This is a genomic window from Gemmatimonas sp. (genome assembly GCF_044344655.1).
Taxonomy (GTDB): domain Bacteria; phylum Gemmatimonadota; class Gemmatimonadetes; order Gemmatimonadales; family Gemmatimonadaceae; genus Gemmatimonas.
This window is the reverse complement of record NZ_JBIJCN010000001.1, coordinates 58,364-78,435: the sequence shown is the minus strand read 5'-3', so window position 1 is coordinate 78,435 and position 20,072 is coordinate 58,364. Positions and strand designations below refer to the sequence as shown.

Genomic DNA, 20,072 nt, shown 5'->3' with positions numbered 1-20,072 from the left:
TACCTGGGATCGGTTAGACGGGCTTGGCGAGATCGGTCACCGCGATGCCCCGCACCGCGTCGAGGGTGGACAGCGTCTTCTGGGCAGCCTGATAGCGGTGCAGGATGCTCAGCATGTCCGTCATGGCGATGAGCGAGTTTACGTTGGATTCCTCGAGGAACCCTTGTCGCACCTGGCGCTGCTCGAGCGCGATGGCGGTGCGCGTGGCATCGGGGACGAACATGGTACCCCCCTCATGCTGCAACTCAGTGCCGTCGGTGACGCCCTCGAGGCGAAGTCGTGCAAGTGGCTTACCGTTGACCGCGATCATGCCGGTGGCATCGATCTCGACCTGTCCTCGCGGGATCGTGATCGGTCCGGTGTCGCCCAGCACAGCGTTTCCCTTGCCGTCGACGAGGCGACGCTGATCGTCGAGGCGGAAACTGCCGGCACGTACGAACCGCTCGCCGTTGGGCGTCTGCACCACGAAGAAGCCCCGTCCATCGACGGCGACGTCGAAGGGGTTGTGCGTCTGCGTGAGCGTGCCGGGGGTGAGATCGATCGCGGTATCGGTGGCAGCGAGCGCGCTACCCATCATTCGCGAGAAGGCCATTTCAGCCTTGAAGCCCTTGGTGGAGGCGTTGGCGAGGTTGTTCGCGAGCACGGCCTGTCTGCGCTCCAGCATCTGGAGCGCTGAGGCGGCACTGCTCATTCCGTTGGTCTGAACGGGATCAGGCATGTCGTGGCCGGGAAAGGGAGACAGGTATTCACCACGGGAATAGCAACGGTCGGGCCAACGGCGGCCCGATCGGGTGCATCAATGCAAGCCCTTGCTGTGCATGTCTTTGCGTAGCGCTCGCGGCGTGCTACCCCGTGGCCCCCTCGGGCTCGTGGCGCGGCAATTCATGCCGGTGCGCGGGGCCAGCGGACGGGATTGCCGTGTCGGGAGCGGTTTACCGCGTCCCGATGTCGAGCAGCATGTTCACCGCGTCCACGGGGAGCCGTGTTTTCCAGGCGATCTCCGTCCGCGGCGCGCCGGCGGCGGCTAGGGCTCGTACGGTCTTCGGTGGTGTGAGCCAATGGCGCAGCACCGCGACCCCACCGAGTGCCACCAGTGCGATCACGCGCAGCGTGAGCGACACAGCCGGGGACAGGAGAAACGCCCCCATGATCACGCCGAGGAGCGTCGCACCGATCCCACGTGCCGCGAGATGCAGGCGTTCCTTGCGCTGCTTCGATCCCACCTTCGCCGCCACGTGACTCAGTCTTGCTCGCGGAGCGGCGCGAGTACCACGCGCAGCCGGCTGAGCGCCTTGCTCCGAATTTGCGAGACGCGACTCTCGGTAAGCTCGAGTACCTTGGCGATTTCGTGCAGTTTGAGCTCTTCGAAGTAGTAGAGCGACAACACCACGCGCTCCTGCTCCTTGAGGCGTAGAATCGCCTGCGTGAGGTGTGCTACTTCCTGCTCATGCGTGAGGGCCTCTTCCACGCCATTGTCGGTTTCGCGCGTGAGCACCTCGGCCGGCGCTGGCGTCGTGTGATCCTGGTCGCCTGCGGCGCGATCGAGCGGCACGTGGTGCGCGCCCTCCGTATCGGCCTGCCAACGCCACAACGTCTCAAGATCTACCCCCAGCTGCTCGGCGAGCTCGCGATCTTCCGGCGCACATCCGTGTCGACGCTGGTACGACTCACGGGCTGCGGAAATCTCGCGCGTCTTGCGGCGGATCGAGCGGGGCACATGATCCTGCTTGCGCAGGTCGTCGAGAATTGCCCCCCGGATGCGTGGCGCCGCGAACGTGCTGAAGGCCAGGCCACGCGAGGCGTCGAAGCCCTCAAGCGCCGCCATGAGTCCGATTGTACCCGCACTCACGAGTTCATCGAAGTCGGCGCGTACCGCCAATGTGCGTGACACCTGCCGAGCGACATGATGTACCAACCCGAGATGCTCCTCGAGGAGCCGATCGCGGGCGGTCTGATTGCCCGCTTGATAGGACAGCCAGAGCTTCGCATTCGTGGCAACGGATCCTTCGCCAGCAATGATTGCAGAAGACATTGTCAAACACCGGAACGTGGGAGGGGACGGTTCGCCAGCATGCGCATCACGATTTCGTGAGCGGCAACCGCCGCTGGCGATCCGGCGGCTGCATCGAGGAATGGCATCCCGGCGCGAAGTGCAGCGTCGAGCGTGGAGTCGGTCGGAACAGCGCCAGCCAGGCGTAGTGGACGTCCGAGGAACTGACGGGCACCGGCGTCGATCGCGTCGAAGCAGCGAGTGGCCTCCCGCACATCGTGATGATTGACGAGTACGTCAACGGGGAAGGCGCTGTGTCGCTGCCCCACCGCCTTGCACAGCGCGTAGGTCGCGGCGAGTCCGATCGGGTCGCTGCCCGAGGAGATCGCTACGAGTCGTTCATTCGCGTGTGGCGCAATCGCGGCAAGGAGACTGTCGAACCGCGCGCCGCAGTCCACAACTACTAGGTCGGCATCGTCGGCGAGCACACTGAGACGGCGCATACAGGCTTTCCGCTCCGGCGCATTCATCGTCATCGCCTCACCGCCCCGCAAGGGGGCGCCACCGGCAACGAACGTGAGCGTGGTGCTGACCGGCGTGACCACGTCTGCGGGTGCAGTGCGCCCACCGCGCAGATCGGTCCAGCTGGCGCGCGGCGTCACCCCGAGGGTGAGGGCGAGTGGACCCACCAAATCATCGGCATCGATAAGGAGTACCCGCACCCCGTTACCAGCGGCGGACACGGCAAGCAGCGTGGACACCAGCGTGGTGCCGCTGCCACCGCGGCCACTGGCCATCAGCAGCGTGGCAGGGCCCGTGCTTTCACTGCCGGACCGGTCACGTCCTACGCGTAGCGCGTCGGCTTGAGAGCGCGTGGGTGTGCTGGGCGCAGATGGTGCGAGCATGGGCATCAGGCCGGCATCCAATCGGGGTCGGCATCGGCGGCGAGGCCACATGTGCGGAGCAGCCGCGGCACGCCGGGCTTGATATCGGCCGGTACATCCTGGCCGTCGGTGATCCAGCGGGTCGGCATATCGAGCGACAGCGCCAGATCGGTGACGCCGCGTTCACGCGGGACCTCATCCAGCTTCGAGACAAGCAAGTGCGTGGCACCGCCGTGCGTGCGTGAAGCCGCATAGGCGCGGCCAACGTCCACCGCAAGATCCGCCCGAAGTGACGCCGGGAGCACGAGGTGCACTTCGTCCGGGGCGATTGCATCGAGCAGCGAACGCCATCGATCGGCGAGCTCCGCGCTCGCGGGGCTACGTCCCGGGGTGTCGACGATGATCACGTCGCACGTTTGCGCAAGTCGCCTCCGGGCGCCGTCGATTTCACGAGCGTCGTAGACGACCTCGAACGGTACATCAGCAAGTTCGGCGTACGTGGCCAGTTGCTCCATACCGCCCACGCGATACGTATCGATGGTCAGCAGCCCGGCGCGCGCACCACCAAACATGCCGCGCCGCACTGCCAGCTTCGCGGCGGTGGTCGTTTTGCCAGCGCCGGTGGGCCCCACGAGTGCGATGCAATACGGCCGGCCATTGGCATGGCGCAGTGGGGTGGGCAGTGGCTCGGGTTGCAGGCGGGCCCGCGCTCTGTCTATGGCGTCACTTGGGGCAGCCAGTACTTCGACCATCGAGCCGGTGCCGTTGCGCACGACGCGCGTGTGTAGGATCATCACGTCGTCGCCAAGCGTCGAACGGGCACGGTCGGCCACGTGTGACAGATCAGCGCCGCGGAGCCGCACGGCACGCACGGGGGCGCCATGGTCAATCATGCGGCATCTCCCAGGTCGTAACGCTGCTCAGCGTGACCTGCGCGGGGAGCTCGGCGAGTGAGACCACCGGGAGGCTGGGCAGCACAGGCTCGATCAAACGGCGTACGCCCACCCGCAGCGACGGGGGTGTGATGAGCGGCAGTGGCCGGCCATCCACCGCGAACGTCGTGGCCAGGGTGTTGAGGTCGCGCAGCATCGCCGCGAGCAACTCCGGCGAGAGTATCGGGACATTCGGCTGAGCGCTGCGCGGCGAAAAGAGGCCCAGCAGTGCCCCTTCGAGACGCGCCCCGATGGTGATGCCTCGCACTGTGCCCGTCTGGTCGGCGAACAGTCGCGCAATCACGTTGGTGAGCGACTTGCGCACGACTTCGGTGAGCGCTTCGGGATCCTTGGTGGTTTCTGCGCCATCGCCGATCGCCTCGAGGATCGTGACGAGGTCCCGGATGGGAATCCGCTCGCGCAGCAGGCGTTGCAGCACGCGATGCAACACACTGAGCGACACCTTGCCAGGGAGAATTTCCTCCACCAGGGCCGGATGCGACCTCTTGAGTCGCTCCACCATCTCCTGCACTTCCTGGCGACCGAGTAGTTCGGCGGCACTGCCCTTGAGGGTTTCGAGAAGGTGCGTCGCCACGACCGTCGTGGGTTCTACCACCACGTAACCGAGTGCCTCGGCCTCGGAGCGGCGCGCGACAGCCACCCACTTGGCAGGCATCCCAAACGATGGGTCGATCGTTTCCATGCCATCGATCTCCGCCACGACGCCGCCGGTATTGAGCGCCATGAGAAAGCGAGGCAGCACTTCGGCGTGCGCAACTTCAGCGCCGCGCAGCTTGATGACATACTCGTTGGCGGGGAGGCGGATATCGTCGCGAATGCGGATGGGCGGCACAAGAATGCCGAGTTCGAGCGCGGCTTGCTTGCGCAGCAACGAGATGCGTTCGAGGAGGTCGCCGCCTTGACTCTCGTCAATGAGCGGAATGAGCGCGTAGCCAACTTCGAGCTCGATTGGATCGATCTGCAGCAGGTCCTGCATCGAATCGGCGATCGCTGGGGTATCCGTCACACTGCCGCTCGCCGCGGGCGACATGATCAGCGCCAGCGCCTCACGTTCCCGCTCCGCGCGATCGGCAAGGCGTGCGACCGCTGCCGCGCCGACTGCCATGGTCAGGAAGGGGAACATCGGGATGCCGGGCACGAGTGCAAATGCGCCGAGTACCCCGGAGGCAATCCACATGACCCGGGGCTGGCTGCCGAGCTGGCGGCTCAGTACCGTGCCGATCTTGTCGGTGCTGGTGGCCGCGGTAACCATGATGCCGGCGGCAGTCGAGATGATGAGCGCCGGCACTTGCGACACGATGCCGTCGCCGACGGTGAGGATCGTGTACGTACTCGCCGCCTTGCCGATGTCCATGCCGCGCTGGATGACGCCGATGAAGACGCCACCAACGATGTTGATCACCACCACCAGAATGCCGAGGATTGCGTCACCCTTCACGTACTTGGACGCACCGTCCATGGCGCCGTAGAAGTCGGCGGTGCGCGCAATCTCGTCACGTCGCACGCGGGCTTCCTTTTCGTCGATCAGGCCTGCCGACAGGTCGGCATCGATCGCCATCTGCTTGCCGGGCATCGCATCGAGTGTGAAGCGCGCCGCGACTTCCGCGATACGTCCTGCCCCCTTGGTAATGACGATGAAGTTGATGCCGATCAGGATCAGGAAGATGACCACGCCAACGACGTAATTGCCTCCGATGACGAACTGGCCAAACGCCTCAATGACCGCGCCTGCATGCGCTTCGGTGAGGATTAGGCGTGTCGAGGAGACGTTGAGCCCGATACGGAAGAGGGTGAGAAGCAGGATCAGCGCTGGGAAGCTGCTGAATTCGAGCGGATTCGTGGTGTAAAGTGCGACGAGCAGCACCACGAGGGACGAGCCGATGCTGGCCGCGAGGAAGAGGTCGAGCATCACCGGCGGCAGTGGCACGATGATGAGCGCGAGGATCACCACCACCACAAGCGCGATGGCAATGTCGGCGATACGTGGCTTGGCGGTGTCCGACCCCACGGAGAGTGCGGCGCTCGTCATGGATGGAGACTCACGCCGCGACGGTTCCGCGCCAGGCATTGCCGTACTTCTCACGCTGACGCAGTACGAAGGCGAGCACCTCGGCGACGGCGAGATACATCTCGACCGGAATCAGCGTTCCCACCTTGGCGACCTTGATGAGGGCACGGGCGAGGGGCCGATTCTCGATCACAGGAACGCCGTGGGCGAAGGCGAGCGCCTTGATGCGCTCTGCCACCTTGCGTTCCCCGAGCGCAACGATGTACGGCGCGGCGGCGACAGCCGGGTCATACTTGATAGCAATCGCGATGTGGGTGGGGTTGACGAGCACCACATCGGCGGTGTTCACGTTGGCGAACATCGCGCGGCGGATGCGCTCCCGGCTGATCTGACGTCGGCGGCCCTTCACCTCGGCGTTGCCTTCCTGCGACTTCATCTCCTCCTTCACTTCCTGCTTGGTCATCTTGAGGTCCGCGAACGTCTTCCAGCGCATCCAGCCGTAGTCGGCCGCAGCGAGGACGAGGAACATTACGCCGGTGTTCTTGAGGAGCGCGTAGCTATACTGGTCCACGAGCTCCATAAGCGCGACGGGCGACGAATTGAGTGCCAGTTCCTGGATGTCGGGCCAGGCATCAGCGAGCGTGACGTACACCGCGTAGCTCACGATCCCCATCTTGAGCAGTCCCTTCCCCAGCTCGATCCACCCCTGCACGCCGATGATGCGCTTGACGTTGTTGAGCGGATTCAGGCGGGAGAACTTGGGCATGAGCGGCTTGCTCGTGAGCAACCCGCCCGTCTGCGCCGCCTGCACTCCCATGGAAATCACGGCCATCGCGCACACCATGCCGATCATCGCGATGAGCATGCGAAAGCCCATGACTTGGAGATAGCTGATCATTCCGGTGCCGTCGTGGGATGCATCGGAGGCCGTGGCGAGGGTGCCGCGCATGGTCTCGAGCAGGAAGCGCCACAGGATGGGGCCTGTGACCGAGAAGACCGCCAGCGATCCGAGAAGAAGCGCGGCCGTGACGAACTCGGGGCTTTTCGCGATCTGTCCTTCTTCGCGGGCATCCTCGAGTTTCTTGCCTGTTGGGTCTTCGGTCTTTTCGCCGGAGTCGTTATCGGCCATGGGGCGTTATCGCAGCGCCTCCGTCGCCGGCGCCGGGGCCACATGGGCCGCCCGCACAAACCCGTCCATGGTGGTGCCGTACTGCTCCGACCATCCACCGAGTGCCTGCACGACGAGGCCCAACGCGCCGGCAAAGGCGAGCAGCCCGATCCCGATTTGTAACGGGAAGGCGAGGCTCATGATCTGGAGCTGCGGGGCAGCACGGCCGAGGATCGCGAGCGCGAGGTTCGTGAGCAGGATCGCCGCAATTACGGGGGCGGCAAACTGCAGCCCGCTGCCGAAGATGGTGGCGCTGGCCTTCACGAGCGACAGGAGGCCGCGGTCCATTGCGACCGGTGCACCGAGGGGCATGGCGACGAAGCTGCGCGCGACCGCCTGCAGCATCACGATGTGGCCACCCGCAATAAGCAGCAGGGTCACCGTCATGATCTGCATGAAGGACGCGAGGATGGCGACCTGCGTGTTGTTGACGGGATCGAAAATCGCCGCGCCCGACAAACCAATCGTGGTGGTGGCGAGTTCGCCGGCGAATTCCGCGCCCGCTACGGTGAGGGCGGCCGCGAAGCCCAGGGCGAAGCCGACGACGGTTTCGGCCAGAAAAGTGGCCGGGGTGATCGCGAGCGTGCCGGGATCAGCGGTATCGAGCGCACTGGGAAGGAGCAGGACCGCGAAGATCACGAGCAGCGAGGTACGGAGCTTCATGGGAACCGTTCTGGCCGACCACGCGGGCGCCACGAGCACCAGTCCGCCCACACGGAGCGCCGTCAGTACGAAGGCCTGCGGAATACCGGGAGCCAAGAAGTCGGGGAAACCGAAGGCGGGCGCGTTCACGCGAGCGAACCGGTATGGAGCCGGTGGCTCAGGCGACCATCGCGGGAATGCCGCGGATGATCTGGGTGGTGAACCTGATCAGGATCTGCAGCAGCCATGGCATGCCGACGATGAACGCGCCTCCTACCAGCACGAGCTTGGGGACGAAAGTGAGCGTCTGCTCCTGGATCTGGGTGACCGACTGGATGATCGCGATGACCAACCCCACGCCCAGCGCAATCAGCAACAGGGGCGCGCTGATCATGAGGGCAGTCATGATCGCGTCGCGGGAAAGATCGATGACGAGTTGATGGGACACGGTCGGTCGGCGTCAGAAAGGGGGAGGAGCTGCCGAGACCGTGCAGAAGCAGGGTTGATGCCACGTAGGGGATCGTGGCATAAACATCTCCATGGCGTTGCCAGACAACGGTTTGGCTGGCAGTCGATGATTGAACCGCGACCGTGAATCGGAGGGATCCGGCAGGAGTTGCCGGGTGTAACCTGCCGGCGCGCGTCACCGAAGGGGCGGGGCGGAAATTGCTGCCCGCGCGCTATTTGAAGCTCTGTACGAGACTCGTGATGGTCAGGCTCCAGCCGTCCACGAGGACGAAGAGCAATAACTTGAAGGGCAAGGAGATCATCGCCGGCGGGAGCATAAACATGCCCATGCTCATGAGCACACTGGCCACCACGGCGTCGATGATGATGAACGGCAGGTAGATGGCGAACCCAATCTGGAACGCGGTGCGCAGCTCACTCGCCACGAAGGCCGACATGAGTACGTGCAGCGGAACGTCATCGATCGTCGCGGGCCCCGGTATCCGGCTCAGCTCCACGAACGTCTTGAGGTCGGATTCCCGCGTCTGCTTGAGCATGAAGTCGCGCATGGGCTTCACGCCTGTCCTCATCATGTCGACCTGGCTCATTTGCCCGTCTAGCCACGGGGTGATCGCGGTGCGGTTCACCTCAGTCAACGTGGGGCCCATCACGAACCCTGTGAGAAGTAGCGCCATTGCCCCAAGTAGGTGTGCGGGCGGCGCGCTCTGCGTGCCCATCGCCTGTTTGAGGAAATGCAGGACGATAAGGATGCGGGTAAACCCCGTCATCATCAGAAGCAGCGTGGGCAGGAGTGTGAGCAGTCCCATCATCACCACGATGCCCACGGTGCCATTGAGGCGGAGGCCACCTGATTCGCCGTCGCCGCCGATTTGCATATCCATCTGCGGCATCATGCGCATGATGGCATCATCAGCCGCGATGGGAGCTGGTGTTGCCGCTTGAGCCTGCCGCGGTTCATTTGGCGTGGAGTCCAGCATCACGTCGTTTACGGGTCGGCGCGCCGCGGCGGCCTGCTTCGTGAGCTGCGCTCCGTTGCCGGGGCGCGGCACGGGCGGCACGGGCGGCACGGCAGGGACGAGTTTCGCGGGTGGCGCTAGTGACGCTGGTGACGCTGGTGACGGTGGTGGCGCTTGTGGCGCCCCCTGTGCGCGGAGCTGCGCCCCGCTGCCCAACATGACGAGTCCGGCCAGCACGGCCAGCCGCGTGGCCTGACTCAGCGACATGCTGAGCATCGCGCGGAAGTCGAGGTCACCCGACACCGTGTTCGACGTGGTCGGTGAGCCCGCCGCCGAGGCTACAGCCGGCGCTACAGCCGGCGCTGCAGTAGCCGGCGCGTATGTGACTGGCGTCCCGCGGCTTGTGGTGAGGAGCGGGGTGAGAAAGCGAGGGACTTCGTCGGCTCCGGCACTCGGGACGAAGGGCACCGGGAGCATGCTCGATGCGATCACGCGCTGCCGATCCGCGTCGTCGAGCTCGAATAGCGGCCAGACACCGCCCTCACCAACTGACAGCGCCATTACCTTCTCGCCCACACGCACGACGGCGAGTCCGGTCTTTGGTCCCAGCGGCACGCGCTGGACCACCTCGACCGGGACGCACGGCTTCGTCCCAAGTGCCCCTGCGCCCCAGCGCTTGAGGACCCAAAGGCATATGGCGCCGAGCCCCAGTACACAGCCAAGTGCAGCAATGACGCCCAGTCCAGCGATCAGCATCGGTAGTGGATCAGGTAGTGGGGGGCACGCTCTCCGTTCCTGGTCACTCAGGCCACGTGCGCGGCATTACTGGCCGACTGGTTTGACAGCACGCGCGTGAGCCGCACTCCGAAGTGCTCCCCGAGCACCACCACCTCGCCCTCGGCAAAGCGCCGGTCCCCCACGTAGATGTCGATCGGCTCACCGGCGAGGCGGTCGAGCTGCATCACCGAGCCGCGACCAAGGCGCAGGATCTCCTCCACCGTCATGCTGGTACGACCGAGTTCGATGGCGACGGGCAATGTGAGATCGAGGAGCATGCCGATCGGCACTTCGGCGTTGCCAAGCGTCGTCTGCTCGAAATCGGTGAGCTGCGGCGCCTGTGCAGCCACGGTGTCGATGGGCGGGGTCGTGGTGTCGTCCATGGGCGAGGAAATGGATTGGTCGGTGGCATCTGCCGATGAGCCATTCACTGAAGGGGTATCGAGGTCCGCGGTGTTCATGGTTGCCACGGTCAGGTGTGCGAAACGTTGGGGAGCGCGTCCACGATACGGACTGCGAGATTGCCATTCACGCGTCCCGCGAGACCGATGAAGCATTCCTGGCTGCCGGCACGCACGATCACACGAGCGTCTTTGGGGATTCCGGTGCGGAGGATGCTTCCCTCCGTGACCTGCGCGAGATCGCGCAGGGACAGCTGGAAGTCGGGCAGGCGGGCGGTGAGCGGAACGCGTGTGCTGCGCAACGCGGCTTCGCTGCGCTGCCGGGTACGCTCGCGCTCCTCTTCGTTGGCGGCGAGTAGCGCCATTGGCTGCTGACCGCTCGATCGGAAGAAGGTATCGAGTACCGAGAGGGGCATGCAGATCAGCAACGGGCTCGTCGTCGTGCCACTACGGCACTCCACGTTGGCCACGAGTACCGGATCCTCACGGTTCGCCACCTGAAGGACATCGGGCGTGCTCTCGAAGCCGGTGATAGTGCACTCCATTGGAAGGTGGTCCTGCCAGATCTCCTGCAGGAGGCTGGTGACCTTGTCGGCCACGCCGCGCACCGCCATACGCTCGATGGGCGTAAGAATGCGCGTGAGGGGCGCGCCCGTTCCTTCCCCACCGAAAAGCCGGTCGATGATGAAGGTGCAAAGATTCGGGCTCACGTCGATCACCCCCTTCTGCCCTGTGCCCGTGACGTCAAAGATGAAGGAGGCGCAGGGCATCGGGAGCGACCGTGTGAACTCCCCAAACGCAAACTGCTCGACGCTCGCGAGGCGAACATCGATCTGGCCGCGGATACGCGAAGTGAGCCAACCTTCGAGCGCCTTCGCGAGCCGTTCGTACATGGCCTCCAGCGCGCAGAGACGCTCCGTTGACACGCGGTGCGGTCGCCGGAAGTCGTACGCCTGCGCGTTGAGAGCCGCACTCGCGTGCGGCACGCCCACGTGTGCAGGAGGCAGGGTTTCTGAGATCATTGCCAGTACGTGAAGGGCGCGTGCCGCCTATTGCACGACGAACTGCGGGAAGTAAAGACGCTTCACCGCTTGCTTTCCGAAGCGCGCGTTGACGGCGTCCAGCAGTTCCTGTTTGTACTGATCGCGCCGAGAGATCTCAGTGAGCTCGTCGACCGACTTCGTTCCGAGCGCCGTGAGGATGATGTCGCGCAGTTCAGCGTCGCGATTTTTGAAGGCTTCGCCGGCCTTCGCATTTCCCACGTCGATGGCGACCGACAGCAGTAGGAAGCGGCCACCTCCGCTTCCCGCGGGATTCAGGACGAGATTCTCAAGGAGGTGCACAGCCGCCGATTCAGCGCGCTCACTCTCCTGCTGCTGCCCTTCACCCGGCGCATGCTCTGCATCGGCCGCAGCGCCTCCGCCGTCCGCCTCCCCGTCGGGATTGTGCGCTCCCGCTGCCATCAAGACCGGGGTGGCCTTCCCCATCTTCTTCGCGACCATGGGGCCAACGAAGACGGCACCGGAGGCGCCTCCCACCAACAGGCCAACGGCAGCCAAGCCGATGAGCAGCGGGCGTTTTGGGAGTACGGGAGCGGCGGCTTCCGGCGCCGAAACTGGATCATTCGCCATATGGAGGGGACGGACGGAGGGTGAACTGCCGAGCCCCTCGAAAGCAGTGTCCGTGCCAACGGTTACGGCGTCTTGTTCGAGATCTGTAACACGCTGTTCTGAATGGCCTTACGGGTGCACCGTCCAATGTGATCGGCTGTGCGGACGGGGCGATCACACTCGGCAAAACACGCTGGCTGCGATCCTGGCGGCAGAAATTGCCGCCCACGTCTGTGGGCGGCAGGGCGTCGGCGTTACCCGTTACCGCTTGATCTGCATCAGCTCCTGCAGGAGTTCGTCGCTGGTGGAGACCACCTTGCCGTTCGCCTGAAAGCCGCGCTGGGCCACGATCATGTTCGTGAATTCCTGGGCCAGGTCCACGTTCGACATTTCGAGGGCACCACTGGTGAGCTGCGACTGCGAGCCTTCGAGCGCGAAGCCCATCACCCCCGAGCCAGAATTGGCCGACTCCTGGTACATGTTGTCGCCGATGCGGAGCAGACCGCTTGGGTTATTGAAGTCCGCCAGTACGATGCGAGCGAGCGGGTTCGTCGTGCCGTTCGTGAAGAAGCCCGTGATTACGCCGAAGCGGTCGATCGAGAAGTTCTGCAGCGTGCCGGCGGTGTAGCCGTTCTGGTCGCGCAGCACTGCGGTTGACGCCGTCGAGGCGAACTGCGTGATGCCGTTCACGCCGCCGCCGAGTTCGAGCTCGATGCGCACCGGGTTGGCGCCCGGAACCGCAAAGTTCAGTGAGGCCGTCACGTCGGTATTGAGGAGCCCGGCCTGGTCGAAGGTGAACGTTCCGCTGTTCTCGCTTGCCGTCTCCGCGGTGGGGCTCATGAAGTAGCTCACCTTGATCTTCGTATTCGACGGCATGGACGCTGTGAATGTGACTTCCGGTGGCGGACCAGCCGTAAAGCCGAAGTCATCGGGCGACACGTACTCCATGCCCGCTGCGCTGTAGAGGCGCACGTTGGCCGCCAGAATCTCGTATCCCGATGGCGGGACAGGCAGCGGCACCGCACTCGGCGGTGAGTCCCCGTCCGTCTCGATCTCGAAGGTCTGCGCCGACGCAATCGGGTCGATCTTCCAGTCCCACGTGTTCGGGCCCGTCTTCCACATCTGCAGCTTCACATTGTGCTTCGTTCCCTGCGAGTCGAACACGCCGATCTGCGTTTCGGTCCACGCCTTCGCGTTGATCGGATTGGCGCGCACGAGCGGATCGTCGAAGTCGCCCTGGAACACCGGGGCCGAGGCGTTGAGGTTGCCCGCGAGCGTGGCCTGCGCCGTCGGCTTGGCCGAGACCTTCTGCCCGAACGGCAGCTTGATGTCCTTGATGCCATCGAGCGGCAGGCCGTTGTCGTACATGCGGCCCTGCACGATGAAGCCATTGGCCGGGCTGACCAGCTGGCCGTCCGCATCCACCTGGAAGTTGCCGGCGCGCGTGTAGAAGCTCTGGTTTCCCTTGCGCACGACGAAGAACGAGTCACCCTGAATTGCGACGTCCGTATTGAGGCCCGTCGTTTCGAGGTTGCCCTGACTGAAGATCTGGTCGATGGAGCCGATCTGCATGCCGAGGCCGATCTGTACCGGGTTGATACCACCCTGGTCGCCGGGAGGACGGCTCGCACCCTGAAGTAGCTGCGCAAAGCCTTCCTTGAAAGTCACGCGACCAGCCTTGAAGGCGACCGTGTTCACGTTGGCGATGTTGTTACCGATGACGTCCATGCGCACCTGGTTGTTGCGCAGGCCGGAAACGCCGGCATAAAGAGAGCGAAGCATGTGCGGTTGGTCCTCAGGCGCGGAGTTGCGTAAGTTGCGACATCGGCACGGTCAACACGTCGCCGATGATCAGGATGGGATTGCCATTGTCGTACTTGATGCCGGTGATGCGACCGGCGGTGTACGTCTTCACTGCCTGGTACTGGCCGCCATCCGTTGCGACCTCGAACGTGTAGGTGTACTTCCCGGCGGGTAGCTTCGGCTCGAAATAGTCATCGAGCTCAAACGACTGCTGCCCCGCCTTGACCGGTCCTACGGTTACCGTGCGGCTCTCGCCCTTGGCGTTGGTGATGGTCAACCGTCCGGCCCCGCTGCGGCTCCCGGTGTCCACGACCACGGGGCCGTTGCCGTGGCGATCGACAAACGTGCTGTTGCCGAGCGTGACGCCGATCTTGCCGACGGTTCCCACGGCCATCTGCCCTTCGATGAGCCGCGCGAGTTCATCGGTGCGCGACGACTGCGTCTCTCCGAGTGCTGTGATGGCATCGATGATTTCGCCCTCGCGGCCCTGCTGCGCCTCGAGCGTCTTGTTCATCTGGATCAGCTGTTCGACGGTGGAGAACTGGGCGAGCTGTGCTGCCATGTCCTTGCCGTCCATTGGATTGAGCGGATCCTGATGTTTGAGTTGTGCAACAAGCATCTTGAGGAACTCGTCGCGCCCCATCGCCCGGGTGTTTTGCGGCAGGGTGCGCGGTGCCGATGGCTCGGCGGCACCAGCGGGCGGTTCGGCAACTCGGCTGGGGTCCATGGTCATGCTCGACGTGGCGGCGGGGCCGAACGCCAACGGTGGTAACGCGATGCCACGCGTAGCGATCATCATTCGGGTCCCAAGAAGAAGGGAGTACGGCGGGCACGCTCCTGCTGTCTTTGCGGATCGCGCGGGTCGCGCGGGTCGCGTGAGCGTGAGGTGTAGTCGCCGTGCCCATCGGCAGTTGACCCGTTCTGCGGTATGGTGCCCGTGATGCGCACGCCCTCGCTTTCGAGGCCGTGGCGGCCAAGTGCTTCCTGCAGGTCTGCGGTGCGCAGGCGCATGCGGTCAGCCGTGGCGGTATCGGTGGTGATTTGCGTGTGCACTGCCTGGCCGCGGAGGTCCACGATAATCTGTTCGGGTGTGCCGGCCGCGCCGTCTATGCGGAGTGTCATGCGGTTGAGGGGCGTGGCCGGGGCATCGGCGCGCCTTTGCTGGATGTCGGCAATGCGCTGGGCCGGCTTACTCGCGGTGGCCGCACTCGCTGGCGCCGTCTGCGCGACACCGGTCACCTTGGCAGCGCTGCGGTCGCCGTTTACCGCGCCATACGCGTTGGCCGTGGAATCACCGGCAGGGGCCGCATCATGATGCTCGTGGGTCGGCTTGCCGCCGCGGTCGAGGGTCCTTCCCCAATCATCGTGTGCATCGCGACCGAGCGCGCCGCTCCTGCGGTCATCGCCATCCCGGATGGCATGCTGCGGTGACGGATCTGTCCCGAGATCCTGACGACGGTCAGTCTGGGTCTCCTTGCCGACCACGCCGCCGGCCACGCCGGCCACGCCGGCCACGCTGGCCACGCTGGCCACGCTGGCTACGCTGGCTACCCGCGCCACACCGGTCTCCCGTGTCACTCCTGTGGAGGGGGCCACGCCTGTACCATCCGCGCGTGCCCACGCCTGCGACGTTCCCCCCTTGGTGGTGACGACGCCGGGCACGGTGCCCCGCGAGACGAGCTCGAGGTGTCCGGGGTCCCTCATGCCAAGCGTGCGCAGTCCCTCCTCACGCGCAATGCGCTGCAGGCGCGCGTAGCCTGCTGGGTTGTCCCATGTGCTGTCGATCATCACATCCACGGCCGCACCACGCGTGTGCGCTGAGTCGCGCGTCCATGTGACGACTGGGCCACCACGGGTACGCCCCTGCTCGAATAGCCAGTCCTGCCGGTCCTGGGAGCGAGTCGTTTCCACGATCGTGACCTCGTGGCCGTACTCCGTCTTCATACGCTCGATCACGCGCTCTACGCGATGGCGAAGCGCTGGCGCGACGGCCTGGAGACCTTTATCGGGTGGGGTTGGGTCGAGGGCAGCCACAAGCTCAGGCTCTTCGGGGAGCTGCCCGCGCACACTCGCACGTCCCTCGCTGCTCTGCCCCGCGAGCAAGGCGAGTAGAGCGGAGAACTCCGCCGTAGTGCCTCGTGAACGCTTGCTGTCACGCGAATCGGCGATGCCACGTTCGTCGAATGCAACGCCCTGTGGACGGCGTAGAGCCTTCGAGCCCGGGCTCATCACATGCATCGCTCTCATGGTGCACGACCTCCCGGTGTCTTCTCCGCATTCTTGCTGATGGCCGCAGCGCGCGCCGCCGGGAAGGCGGCGAGGATGGCGGCTGCCTGCCGGTCTCCCATCATCGCGAGAATCGCACGAATGTCACTGTCCGACATCTGATCGAGCACTTTCGTCGCATCCTTGGCGGCCATAGCGCCGAAGATCTTGGCGAGACGCCGTTCCGGAATCGCAGTCTGGCTCGACTGATCGCGCGCCCCATTGCTGTTCTGTGTGACTCCCCGCGTCGTGGCCGCCGGCTCGCTCACCGGCGCCGCCAGCAACACCCCGCTGGACTGCGCCCGCCCCACGGCGCGAACGCTGTCTGGAGCCGTCACAAGCGCCTGTGCGGCCACCGGCATGCTGTCGTGCGGGGTGCTGTCGGGCACCGTACGATCATGCACCGTGCTGTCAGGCAGCGAAGGCGTGACGCGGCTCGCGAGACTGTCTGCCATGCGCGTAGAGTCGGCCGTGTACTTGGAGGCTATCCGCATGTACGCATAGCCCGACCCGCCGCCCAGGCCAGCCAACAGTCCGATCGCAATAGGGATAATCGTTGCCTTCATTGCATCATTCGGGTCATGGAGGAGCCAACCGGCAAACCCCGCCGCGTTCATGTTCTTGTTTCCGCGCAAACTGCAAGAGTGCCGCCTCGTCCATCTGCAGCCGATCTTTCGCCGCCTCGGCCAAAAGCCACGCGCCTGCGTGATGATCTCTCAGTCGATCGAGCACCCGTCGATCGCGTGCTGCGGCTGCGAGCAATGCCTGCGCCTTGTGCACCTCGACGTCAGCCACCCTGCAAACATTGCCGGCCTCGATCAATCGCTCATCAAGCAGTGCCAGAACTGTGCCACGCTGATGTAGCTCGCCCACGCGAGGCCCAGTCCCGGCGACAGACTGCATCGCCGTGTAGGAGTTTGCGCGCACTGCAGCCAGCATCTCCTCCGCGCGGGCCGCGGCTGTCGCAACCTGCTGCGCCAAGGCCAGCTCTCTGGCCCTCGCTTGCGTGTGCTGCTCCCGCAGATCGAGGAGCTGCTGCAGGTGGAATGTGAAGCTCATGTCAGCGGTGCCGCACCGACGTCTCGATCACTTCCGCAATCTGCATCAACTCGGTATACGTGTCGCCGAAATGTGAGATCTCCTCCGGCCGCTGCTGGAGGAACTCAAGTATCCTGTAGCGGTACGCTATGGCCGCGTCCAGATATGGATCGCTCCCCTTCTGGTACGCGCCGACCATGATCAGATCCTCCTTCTCGCGGTAGGCGGCTTCGAGGCGGAGCATAGCGTTCCCTGCACGACGCTGAGCTTCGCTCGTGATGTGCTCCTTCACACGACTCTTTGAATGCAGCACGTCGATCGCCGGAAAGTGACCTTGCGCGGCGAGACGGCGACTCAGCACGACATGACCATCGAGGATGGAACGGGTGGCGTCTGCCACCGGCTCATTAAAATCATCACCGTCGACCAACACGGTGTAGATGCCGGTGATGCCGCCACGTTCGCCATTGCCAGCTCGTTCGAGGAGCCGCGGCAGGTTGGCGAAGACCGATGGCGGATATCCCTTCGTGGTGGGGGGTTCGCCAGTGGCTAACCCGATCTCGCGCCAGGCCATCGCCACGCGCGTCACGGAGTCTACCATCAGCAGTACCTGTTTCCCCTGATCGCGGAAATACTCGGCGATCGCGGTGGCTACCAACGCGCCGCGGGCACGCACGAGCGCGGCTTGGTCGCCCGTCGCAACAATCACCACGCTGCGCGCCAATCCCTTCTCGCCGAGCGAGTTCTCCAGGAACTCCCGGACTTCGCGTCCGCGCTCACCGAGGAGCGCGATCACGTTCACGTCGGCTTGTGTATGCCGTGCAATCATGCCGAGCAGCGTGGACTTGCCGACGCCTGAGCCGGCGAAGATACCCATGCGCTGACCGCGGCCGATCGTGAGCACGCCATCGATCGCACGCACACCCGTCTCGATCGGCCGCTCGATCGTCTCACGCGCCAATGGATTAGGCGGCTCAGCCGATAGGGGTACCCGCTCGACGGTCGCCACCTTGCCCTTCCCGTCGATCGGATGGCCAAGGCCATTGAGCACGCGGCCAAGCAGCGCAGGGCCCACGTCCACACCGAAGGTGCGGCCGAGCGGCTGGACGCTGGCGCCGGCATGTAGGCCATCGAGGTCACCGAGCGGCATGAGCAGCACCGTACGCTCGTTGAACCCTACCACTTCGGTCAGCACACTGTGCTGACGCGAGTGGCTGGTGATTCGGCAGAGAGAGCCCAGCCCGACGTCGATGCCGGTGGCTTCCACCACAAGCCCCACGACGCGGGTGACGCGACCATACTCAACAAAACGATGGCACTGCCGTAGGCGCTCGTGGAAAATGTCCATGGCCGGAAGGTGCAACCCACGATCGTGCGTACCGGATGCCGGTGTAGCCGGAACGGCACCCATCAGATCTGCACTCCGGCCAACGCACGGTAGATGCGCTCAAGGGCGGTGTCGATACGACCCTCGATGATTCGCTCGCGCCCTTCGGTCAGGCAGCCGCCGCGATTGATGCTGGCGTCCGCAATCCAGCGTAGCGTACGCTCGCCATAAGGCGCTGCCTCGAGAATTGGACGGCACAGTGCCATGTCGTCGGGCGCGAGGCGAATGGTGACTTCCTGATCCGCCGGGTACCGTGCAAGCGCGGAGGCCACCAACTGAGCCACAAGAGACGGATCGGCTACGATCTCTCGCTGGACGATGTGTCGTGCAATCGATACCGCGAGCGCCGCCATATTCTCCTCGACGGTGCTCGCCCAAAGGGCCTCGTGCCTCGCCAACGACTGGGACACTGCATGGAGGGCCGAGAGCGCTACCGACAGCTGTGCCTCAAGGCGCGCGCGCTCGGCGTGTTCCCCATCGGCCCGTCCACGATCATAGGCATCAGTCTCGACGCGCGCGCGCTCCAGGTTGAGCCGCCTCGCGAACTCCGCCGCGATGGTGGCATCGTCAGCTGCCGGCGCCTCAGGGGCGTCCACCGGCGCCAGTACATCCGACGAGAACACGTCGGCCGCGGCAAATTCGTCGAGGGACCAGCGCATCGCGTGCCTGCGATGATCTTCAAACGATGACATCGTCGGCGCCACTGCTCAGAACGATCTCGCCCGCCTCTTCCAGTGCGCGGACCTTCGATATGATATCGGTTTGCGCCGCTTCAACATCACGCATCTTGACCGGACCGAGGAACTCCATCTCCTCCTTGAGACCCGTGACGGCGCGCTGTGACATGGTCCCCATGATCTTTGCCTTCAGGTCGGGGCTTACGGCCTTGAGGGCGAGTGCGAGCTGCTTGATGTCTACCTCGCGCAGCAGGCGCTGCAAGGACTTGTCGTCGAGTGCCGAGAGATCCTCGAAGACGAACATGAGGTTCCTGATCTGGTCGCTGAGGTGCGGATCTCTTTCGGCAACAAGATCCAGTACCTGCTTCTCGAGGGACGCGCTGACGAGATTGAGGACAGCGGCCACCGTACTAGGTCCGCCAATCGTGCTCATACGCGCCGCGAGGGTCAGGTCGGCCGCAGTCCCGATGACCCGTTCGACCAGTGAGATCATCTCGGGGGAGACCTTCGTCATCGTGGCGATGCGGAACATCACATCGCCTCCGAGGGTGGGATCGAGCTCGCGGATGATCCCGGCGACGTGATTGGGATCGAGGTGCGCGAGGATCAGTGCGATCGTTTGTGGATGTTCACCTCTCAGTGCACTGCTCAACTGCTGCGGATCGGTCCCGCGTAGGCGACCGAAACGATCGGTACCAGCCAGCTGTTCGTGGATGCGCATGAGGATCTGCTGCGCCTTGATCGGACCGAAAGCCCTCTCCAGTACATCCGTCGCGAAATCAATGCCGCCCGTGCTGATCGAGTCTACGCCGAGCGTGGTCTCGAGCCATTCTGCGAGCACGGAGTCGATCGTGGTGGGCGGTACGTTATCCAGCTGGGCCATTTCGAGGGCCACGATCTCGGCCTCTTCGGGGTGCAGCGTGGCGGTGAGCTTCGATGCCGCCTCCGACCCCATCGCCATGCAGACGATGGCGGCCTTCTGGCGACCGGTTAGCCGATCGGGGGCCCAGCGGTCAGTTCCGATCTTCGCAGGGGGAGCAATCAT

The 20,072-nt window shown here is 64.6% G+C and carries 21 protein-coding genes; all 21 read right to left on the bottom strand.

Features of this window, described 5'->3' with window-relative positions:
- Positions 1–13: 13 nt before the first annotated feature.
- Complete coding sequence (locus ACIQ51_RS00385) at positions 14–718, bottom strand: flagellar hook-basal body protein (protein WP_396203010.1); 705 nt, start codon at positions 716–718, stop codon at positions 14–16.
- Positions 719–932: 214 nt separating this feature from the next.
- Positions 933–1,235, bottom strand: a complete 303-nt coding sequence (locus ACIQ51_RS00380; protein WP_396203009.1) for a hypothetical protein — start codon at positions 1,233–1,235, stop codon at positions 933–935.
- Positions 1,236–1,240: 5 nt separating this feature from the next.
- A complete protein-coding gene (locus ACIQ51_RS00375) occupies positions 1,241–2,032 on the bottom strand; it encodes a sigma-70 family RNA polymerase sigma factor (protein WP_396203008.1) in 792 nt (263 codons plus the stop codon).
- 2 nt (positions 2,033–2,034) lie between these two features.
- Positions 2,035–2,895, bottom strand: coding sequence for a MinD/ParA family protein (locus tag ACIQ51_RS00370; protein WP_396203007.1), 861 nt, complete (start codon positions 2,893–2,895; stop codon positions 2,035–2,037).
- Positions 2,896–2,900: 5 nt separating this feature from the next.
- Positions 2,901–3,767 (bottom strand): hypothetical protein, encoded by an 867-nt coding sequence (locus ACIQ51_RS00365; protein WP_396203006.1) that lies wholly within the window; start codon positions 3,765–3,767, stop codon positions 2,901–2,903.
- Positions 3,760–5,856: a flagellar biosynthesis protein FlhA gene (gene flhA / locus ACIQ51_RS00360; protein ID WP_396203005.1), complete on the bottom strand. Its 2,097-nt coding sequence runs from the start codon at positions 5,854–5,856 to the stop codon at positions 3,760–3,762. Before flhA ends, ACIQ51_RS00365 begins: the two co-directional genes overlap by 8 nt.
- 10 nt (positions 5,857–5,866) lie before the next feature.
- A complete protein-coding gene (locus tag ACIQ51_RS00355) occupies positions 5,867–6,964 on the bottom strand; it encodes a flagellar biosynthesis protein FlhB (protein WP_396203004.1) in 1,098 nt (365 codons plus the stop codon).
- Positions 6,965–6,970: 6 nt separating this feature from the next.
- Positions 6,971–7,795, bottom strand: coding sequence for a flagellar biosynthetic protein FliR (locus ACIQ51_RS00350; protein ID WP_396203003.1), 825 nt, complete (start codon positions 7,793–7,795; stop codon positions 6,971–6,973).
- Positions 7,796–7,823: 28 nt separating this feature from the next.
- Entirely contained in the window at positions 7,824–8,093 is a 270-nt protein-coding gene (fliQ, locus tag ACIQ51_RS00345) for a flagellar biosynthesis protein FliQ (RefSeq protein ID WP_396203002.1), read from the bottom strand.
- Positions 8,094–8,325: 232 nt separating this feature from the next.
- The gene (gene fliP, locus ACIQ51_RS00340) at positions 8,326–9,825 is read right to left on the bottom strand and encodes a flagellar type III secretion system pore protein FliP (RefSeq protein ID WP_396203001.1); all 1,500 of its coding nucleotides are present in this window, start codon (positions 9,823–9,825) and stop codon (positions 8,326–8,328) included.
- A gap of 47 nt (positions 9,826–9,872) precedes the next feature.
- Positions 9,873–10,229, bottom strand: coding sequence for a flagellar motor switch protein FliN (gene fliN / locus ACIQ51_RS00335; protein WP_396203000.1), 357 nt, complete (start codon positions 10,227–10,229; stop codon positions 9,873–9,875).
- Between the two features lie 89 nt (positions 10,230–10,318).
- Positions 10,319–11,269: a flagellar motor switch protein FliM gene (locus ACIQ51_RS00330; protein WP_396202999.1), complete on the bottom strand. Its 951-nt coding sequence runs from the start codon at positions 11,267–11,269 to the stop codon at positions 10,319–10,321.
- A 27-nt stretch (positions 11,270–11,296) separates the two neighbouring features.
- Complete coding sequence (gene fliL, locus ACIQ51_RS00325; RefSeq protein ID WP_396202998.1) at positions 11,297–11,749, bottom strand: flagellar basal body-associated protein FliL; 453 nt, start codon at positions 11,747–11,749, stop codon at positions 11,297–11,299.
- Positions 11,750–12,118: 369 nt separating this feature from the next.
- Positions 12,119–13,639, bottom strand: a complete 1,521-nt coding sequence (locus tag ACIQ51_RS00320) for a flagellar hook protein FlgE (protein ID WP_396202997.1) — start codon at positions 13,637–13,639, stop codon at positions 12,119–12,121.
- 13 nt (positions 13,640–13,652) lie between these two features.
- The gene (locus ACIQ51_RS00315; protein WP_396202996.1) at positions 13,653–14,459 is read right to left on the bottom strand and encodes a flagellar hook assembly protein FlgD; all 807 of its coding nucleotides are present in this window, start codon (positions 14,457–14,459) and stop codon (positions 13,653–13,655) included.
- Positions 14,456–15,907 carry a M15 family metallopeptidase gene (locus ACIQ51_RS00310; protein WP_396202995.1) on the bottom strand — a complete coding sequence of 484 codons (1,452 nt, stop codon included), beginning with the start codon at positions 15,905–15,907 and terminating at the stop codon, positions 14,456–14,458. The genes ACIQ51_RS00315 and ACIQ51_RS00310 overlap by 4 nt, the downstream gene beginning before the upstream one ends.
- Entirely contained in the window at positions 15,904–16,491 is a 588-nt protein-coding gene (locus ACIQ51_RS00305) for a magnesium transporter MgtE N-terminal domain-containing protein (RefSeq protein WP_396202994.1), read from the bottom strand. Before ACIQ51_RS00305 ends, ACIQ51_RS00310 begins: the two co-directional genes overlap by 4 nt.
- A 13-nt stretch (positions 16,492–16,504) precedes the next feature.
- Positions 16,505–16,984 (bottom strand): flagellar export protein FliJ, encoded by a 480-nt coding sequence (gene fliJ, locus ACIQ51_RS00300; protein ID WP_396202993.1) that lies wholly within the window; start codon positions 16,982–16,984, stop codon positions 16,505–16,507.
- 1 nt (position 16,985) lies between these two features.
- A complete protein-coding gene (locus ACIQ51_RS00295; RefSeq protein WP_396202992.1) occupies positions 16,986–18,311 on the bottom strand; it encodes a FliI/YscN family ATPase in 1,326 nt (441 codons plus the stop codon).
- A 62-nt stretch (positions 18,312–18,373) separates the two neighbouring features.
- Positions 18,374–19,042 (bottom strand): FliH/SctL family protein, encoded by a 669-nt coding sequence (locus ACIQ51_RS00290; RefSeq protein ID WP_396202991.1) that lies wholly within the window; start codon positions 19,040–19,042, stop codon positions 18,374–18,376.
- Positions 19,029–20,072 carry a flagellar motor switch protein FliG gene (gene fliG / locus ACIQ51_RS00285; RefSeq protein WP_396202990.1) on the bottom strand — a complete coding sequence of 348 codons (1,044 nt, stop codon included), beginning with the start codon at positions 20,070–20,072 and terminating at the stop codon, positions 19,029–19,031. Before fliG ends, ACIQ51_RS00290 begins: the two co-directional genes overlap by 14 nt.

Excerpts from the sequence above, each read along its gene's own strand:
- ACIQ51_RS00385 (WP_396203010.1), bottom strand. The coding sequence starts at position 718 with ATGCCTGATCCCGTTCAGACCAACGGAATGAGCAGTGCCGCCTCAGCG.
- ACIQ51_RS00375 (WP_396203008.1), bottom strand. The coding sequence starts at position 2,032 with ATGTCTTCTGCAATCATTGCTGGCGAAGGATCCGTTGCCACGAATGCG.
- ACIQ51_RS00370 (WP_396203007.1), bottom strand. The coding sequence starts at position 2,895 with ATGCTCGCACCATCTGCGCCCAGCACACCCACGCGCTCTCAAGCCGAC.
- ACIQ51_RS00365 (WP_396203006.1), bottom strand. The coding sequence starts at position 3,767 with ATGATTGACCATGGCGCCCCCGTGCGTGCCGTGCGGCTCCGCGGCGCT.
- flhA (WP_396203005.1), bottom strand. The coding sequence starts at position 5,856 with ATGACGAGCGCCGCACTCTCCGTGGGGTCGGACACCGCCAAGCCACGT.
- ACIQ51_RS00355 (WP_396203004.1), bottom strand. The coding sequence starts at position 6,964 with ATGGCCGATAACGACTCCGGCGAAAAGACCGAAGACCCAACAGGCAAG.
- fliP (WP_396203001.1), bottom strand. The coding sequence starts at position 9,825 with ATGCTGATCGCTGGACTGGGCGTCATTGCTGCACTTGGCTGTGTACTG.
- fliN (WP_396203000.1), bottom strand. The coding sequence starts at position 10,229 with ATGGACGACACCACGACCCCGCCCATCGACACCGTGGCTGCACAGGCG.
- ACIQ51_RS00330 (WP_396202999.1), bottom strand. The coding sequence starts at position 11,269 with ATGATCTCAGAAACCCTGCCTCCTGCACACGTGGGCGTGCCGCACGCG.
- fliL (WP_396202998.1), bottom strand. The coding sequence starts at position 11,749 with ATGGTCGCGAAGAAGATGGGGAAGGCCACCCCGGTCTTGATGGCAGCG.
- ACIQ51_RS00320 (WP_396202997.1), bottom strand. The coding sequence starts at position 13,639 with ATGCTTCGCTCTCTTTATGCCGGCGTTTCCGGCCTGCGCAACAACCAG.
- ACIQ51_RS00315 (WP_396202996.1), bottom strand. The coding sequence starts at position 14,459 with ATGATGATCGCTACGCGTGGCATCGCGTTACCACCGTTGGCGTTCGGC.
- ACIQ51_RS00310 (WP_396202995.1), bottom strand. The coding sequence starts at position 15,907 with ATGAGAGCGATGCATGTGATGAGCCCGGGCTCGAAGGCTCTACGCCGT.
- ACIQ51_RS00305 (WP_396202994.1), bottom strand. The coding sequence starts at position 16,491 with ATGAAGGCAACGATTATCCCTATTGCGATCGGACTGTTGGCTGGCCTG.
- fliJ (WP_396202993.1), bottom strand. The coding sequence starts at position 16,984 with ATGAGCTTCACATTCCACCTGCAGCAGCTCCTCGATCTGCGGGAGCAG.
- ACIQ51_RS00295 (WP_396202992.1), bottom strand. The coding sequence starts at position 18,311 with ATGGACATTTTCCACGAGCGCCTACGGCAGTGCCATCGTTTTGTTGAG.
- ACIQ51_RS00290 (WP_396202991.1), bottom strand. The coding sequence starts at position 19,042 with ATGTCATCGTTTGAAGATCATCGCAGGCACGCGATGCGCTGGTCCCTC.
- fliG (WP_396202990.1), bottom strand. The coding sequence starts at position 20,072 with ATGATTGCTCCCCCTGCGAAGATCGGAACTGACCGCTGGGCCCCCGAT.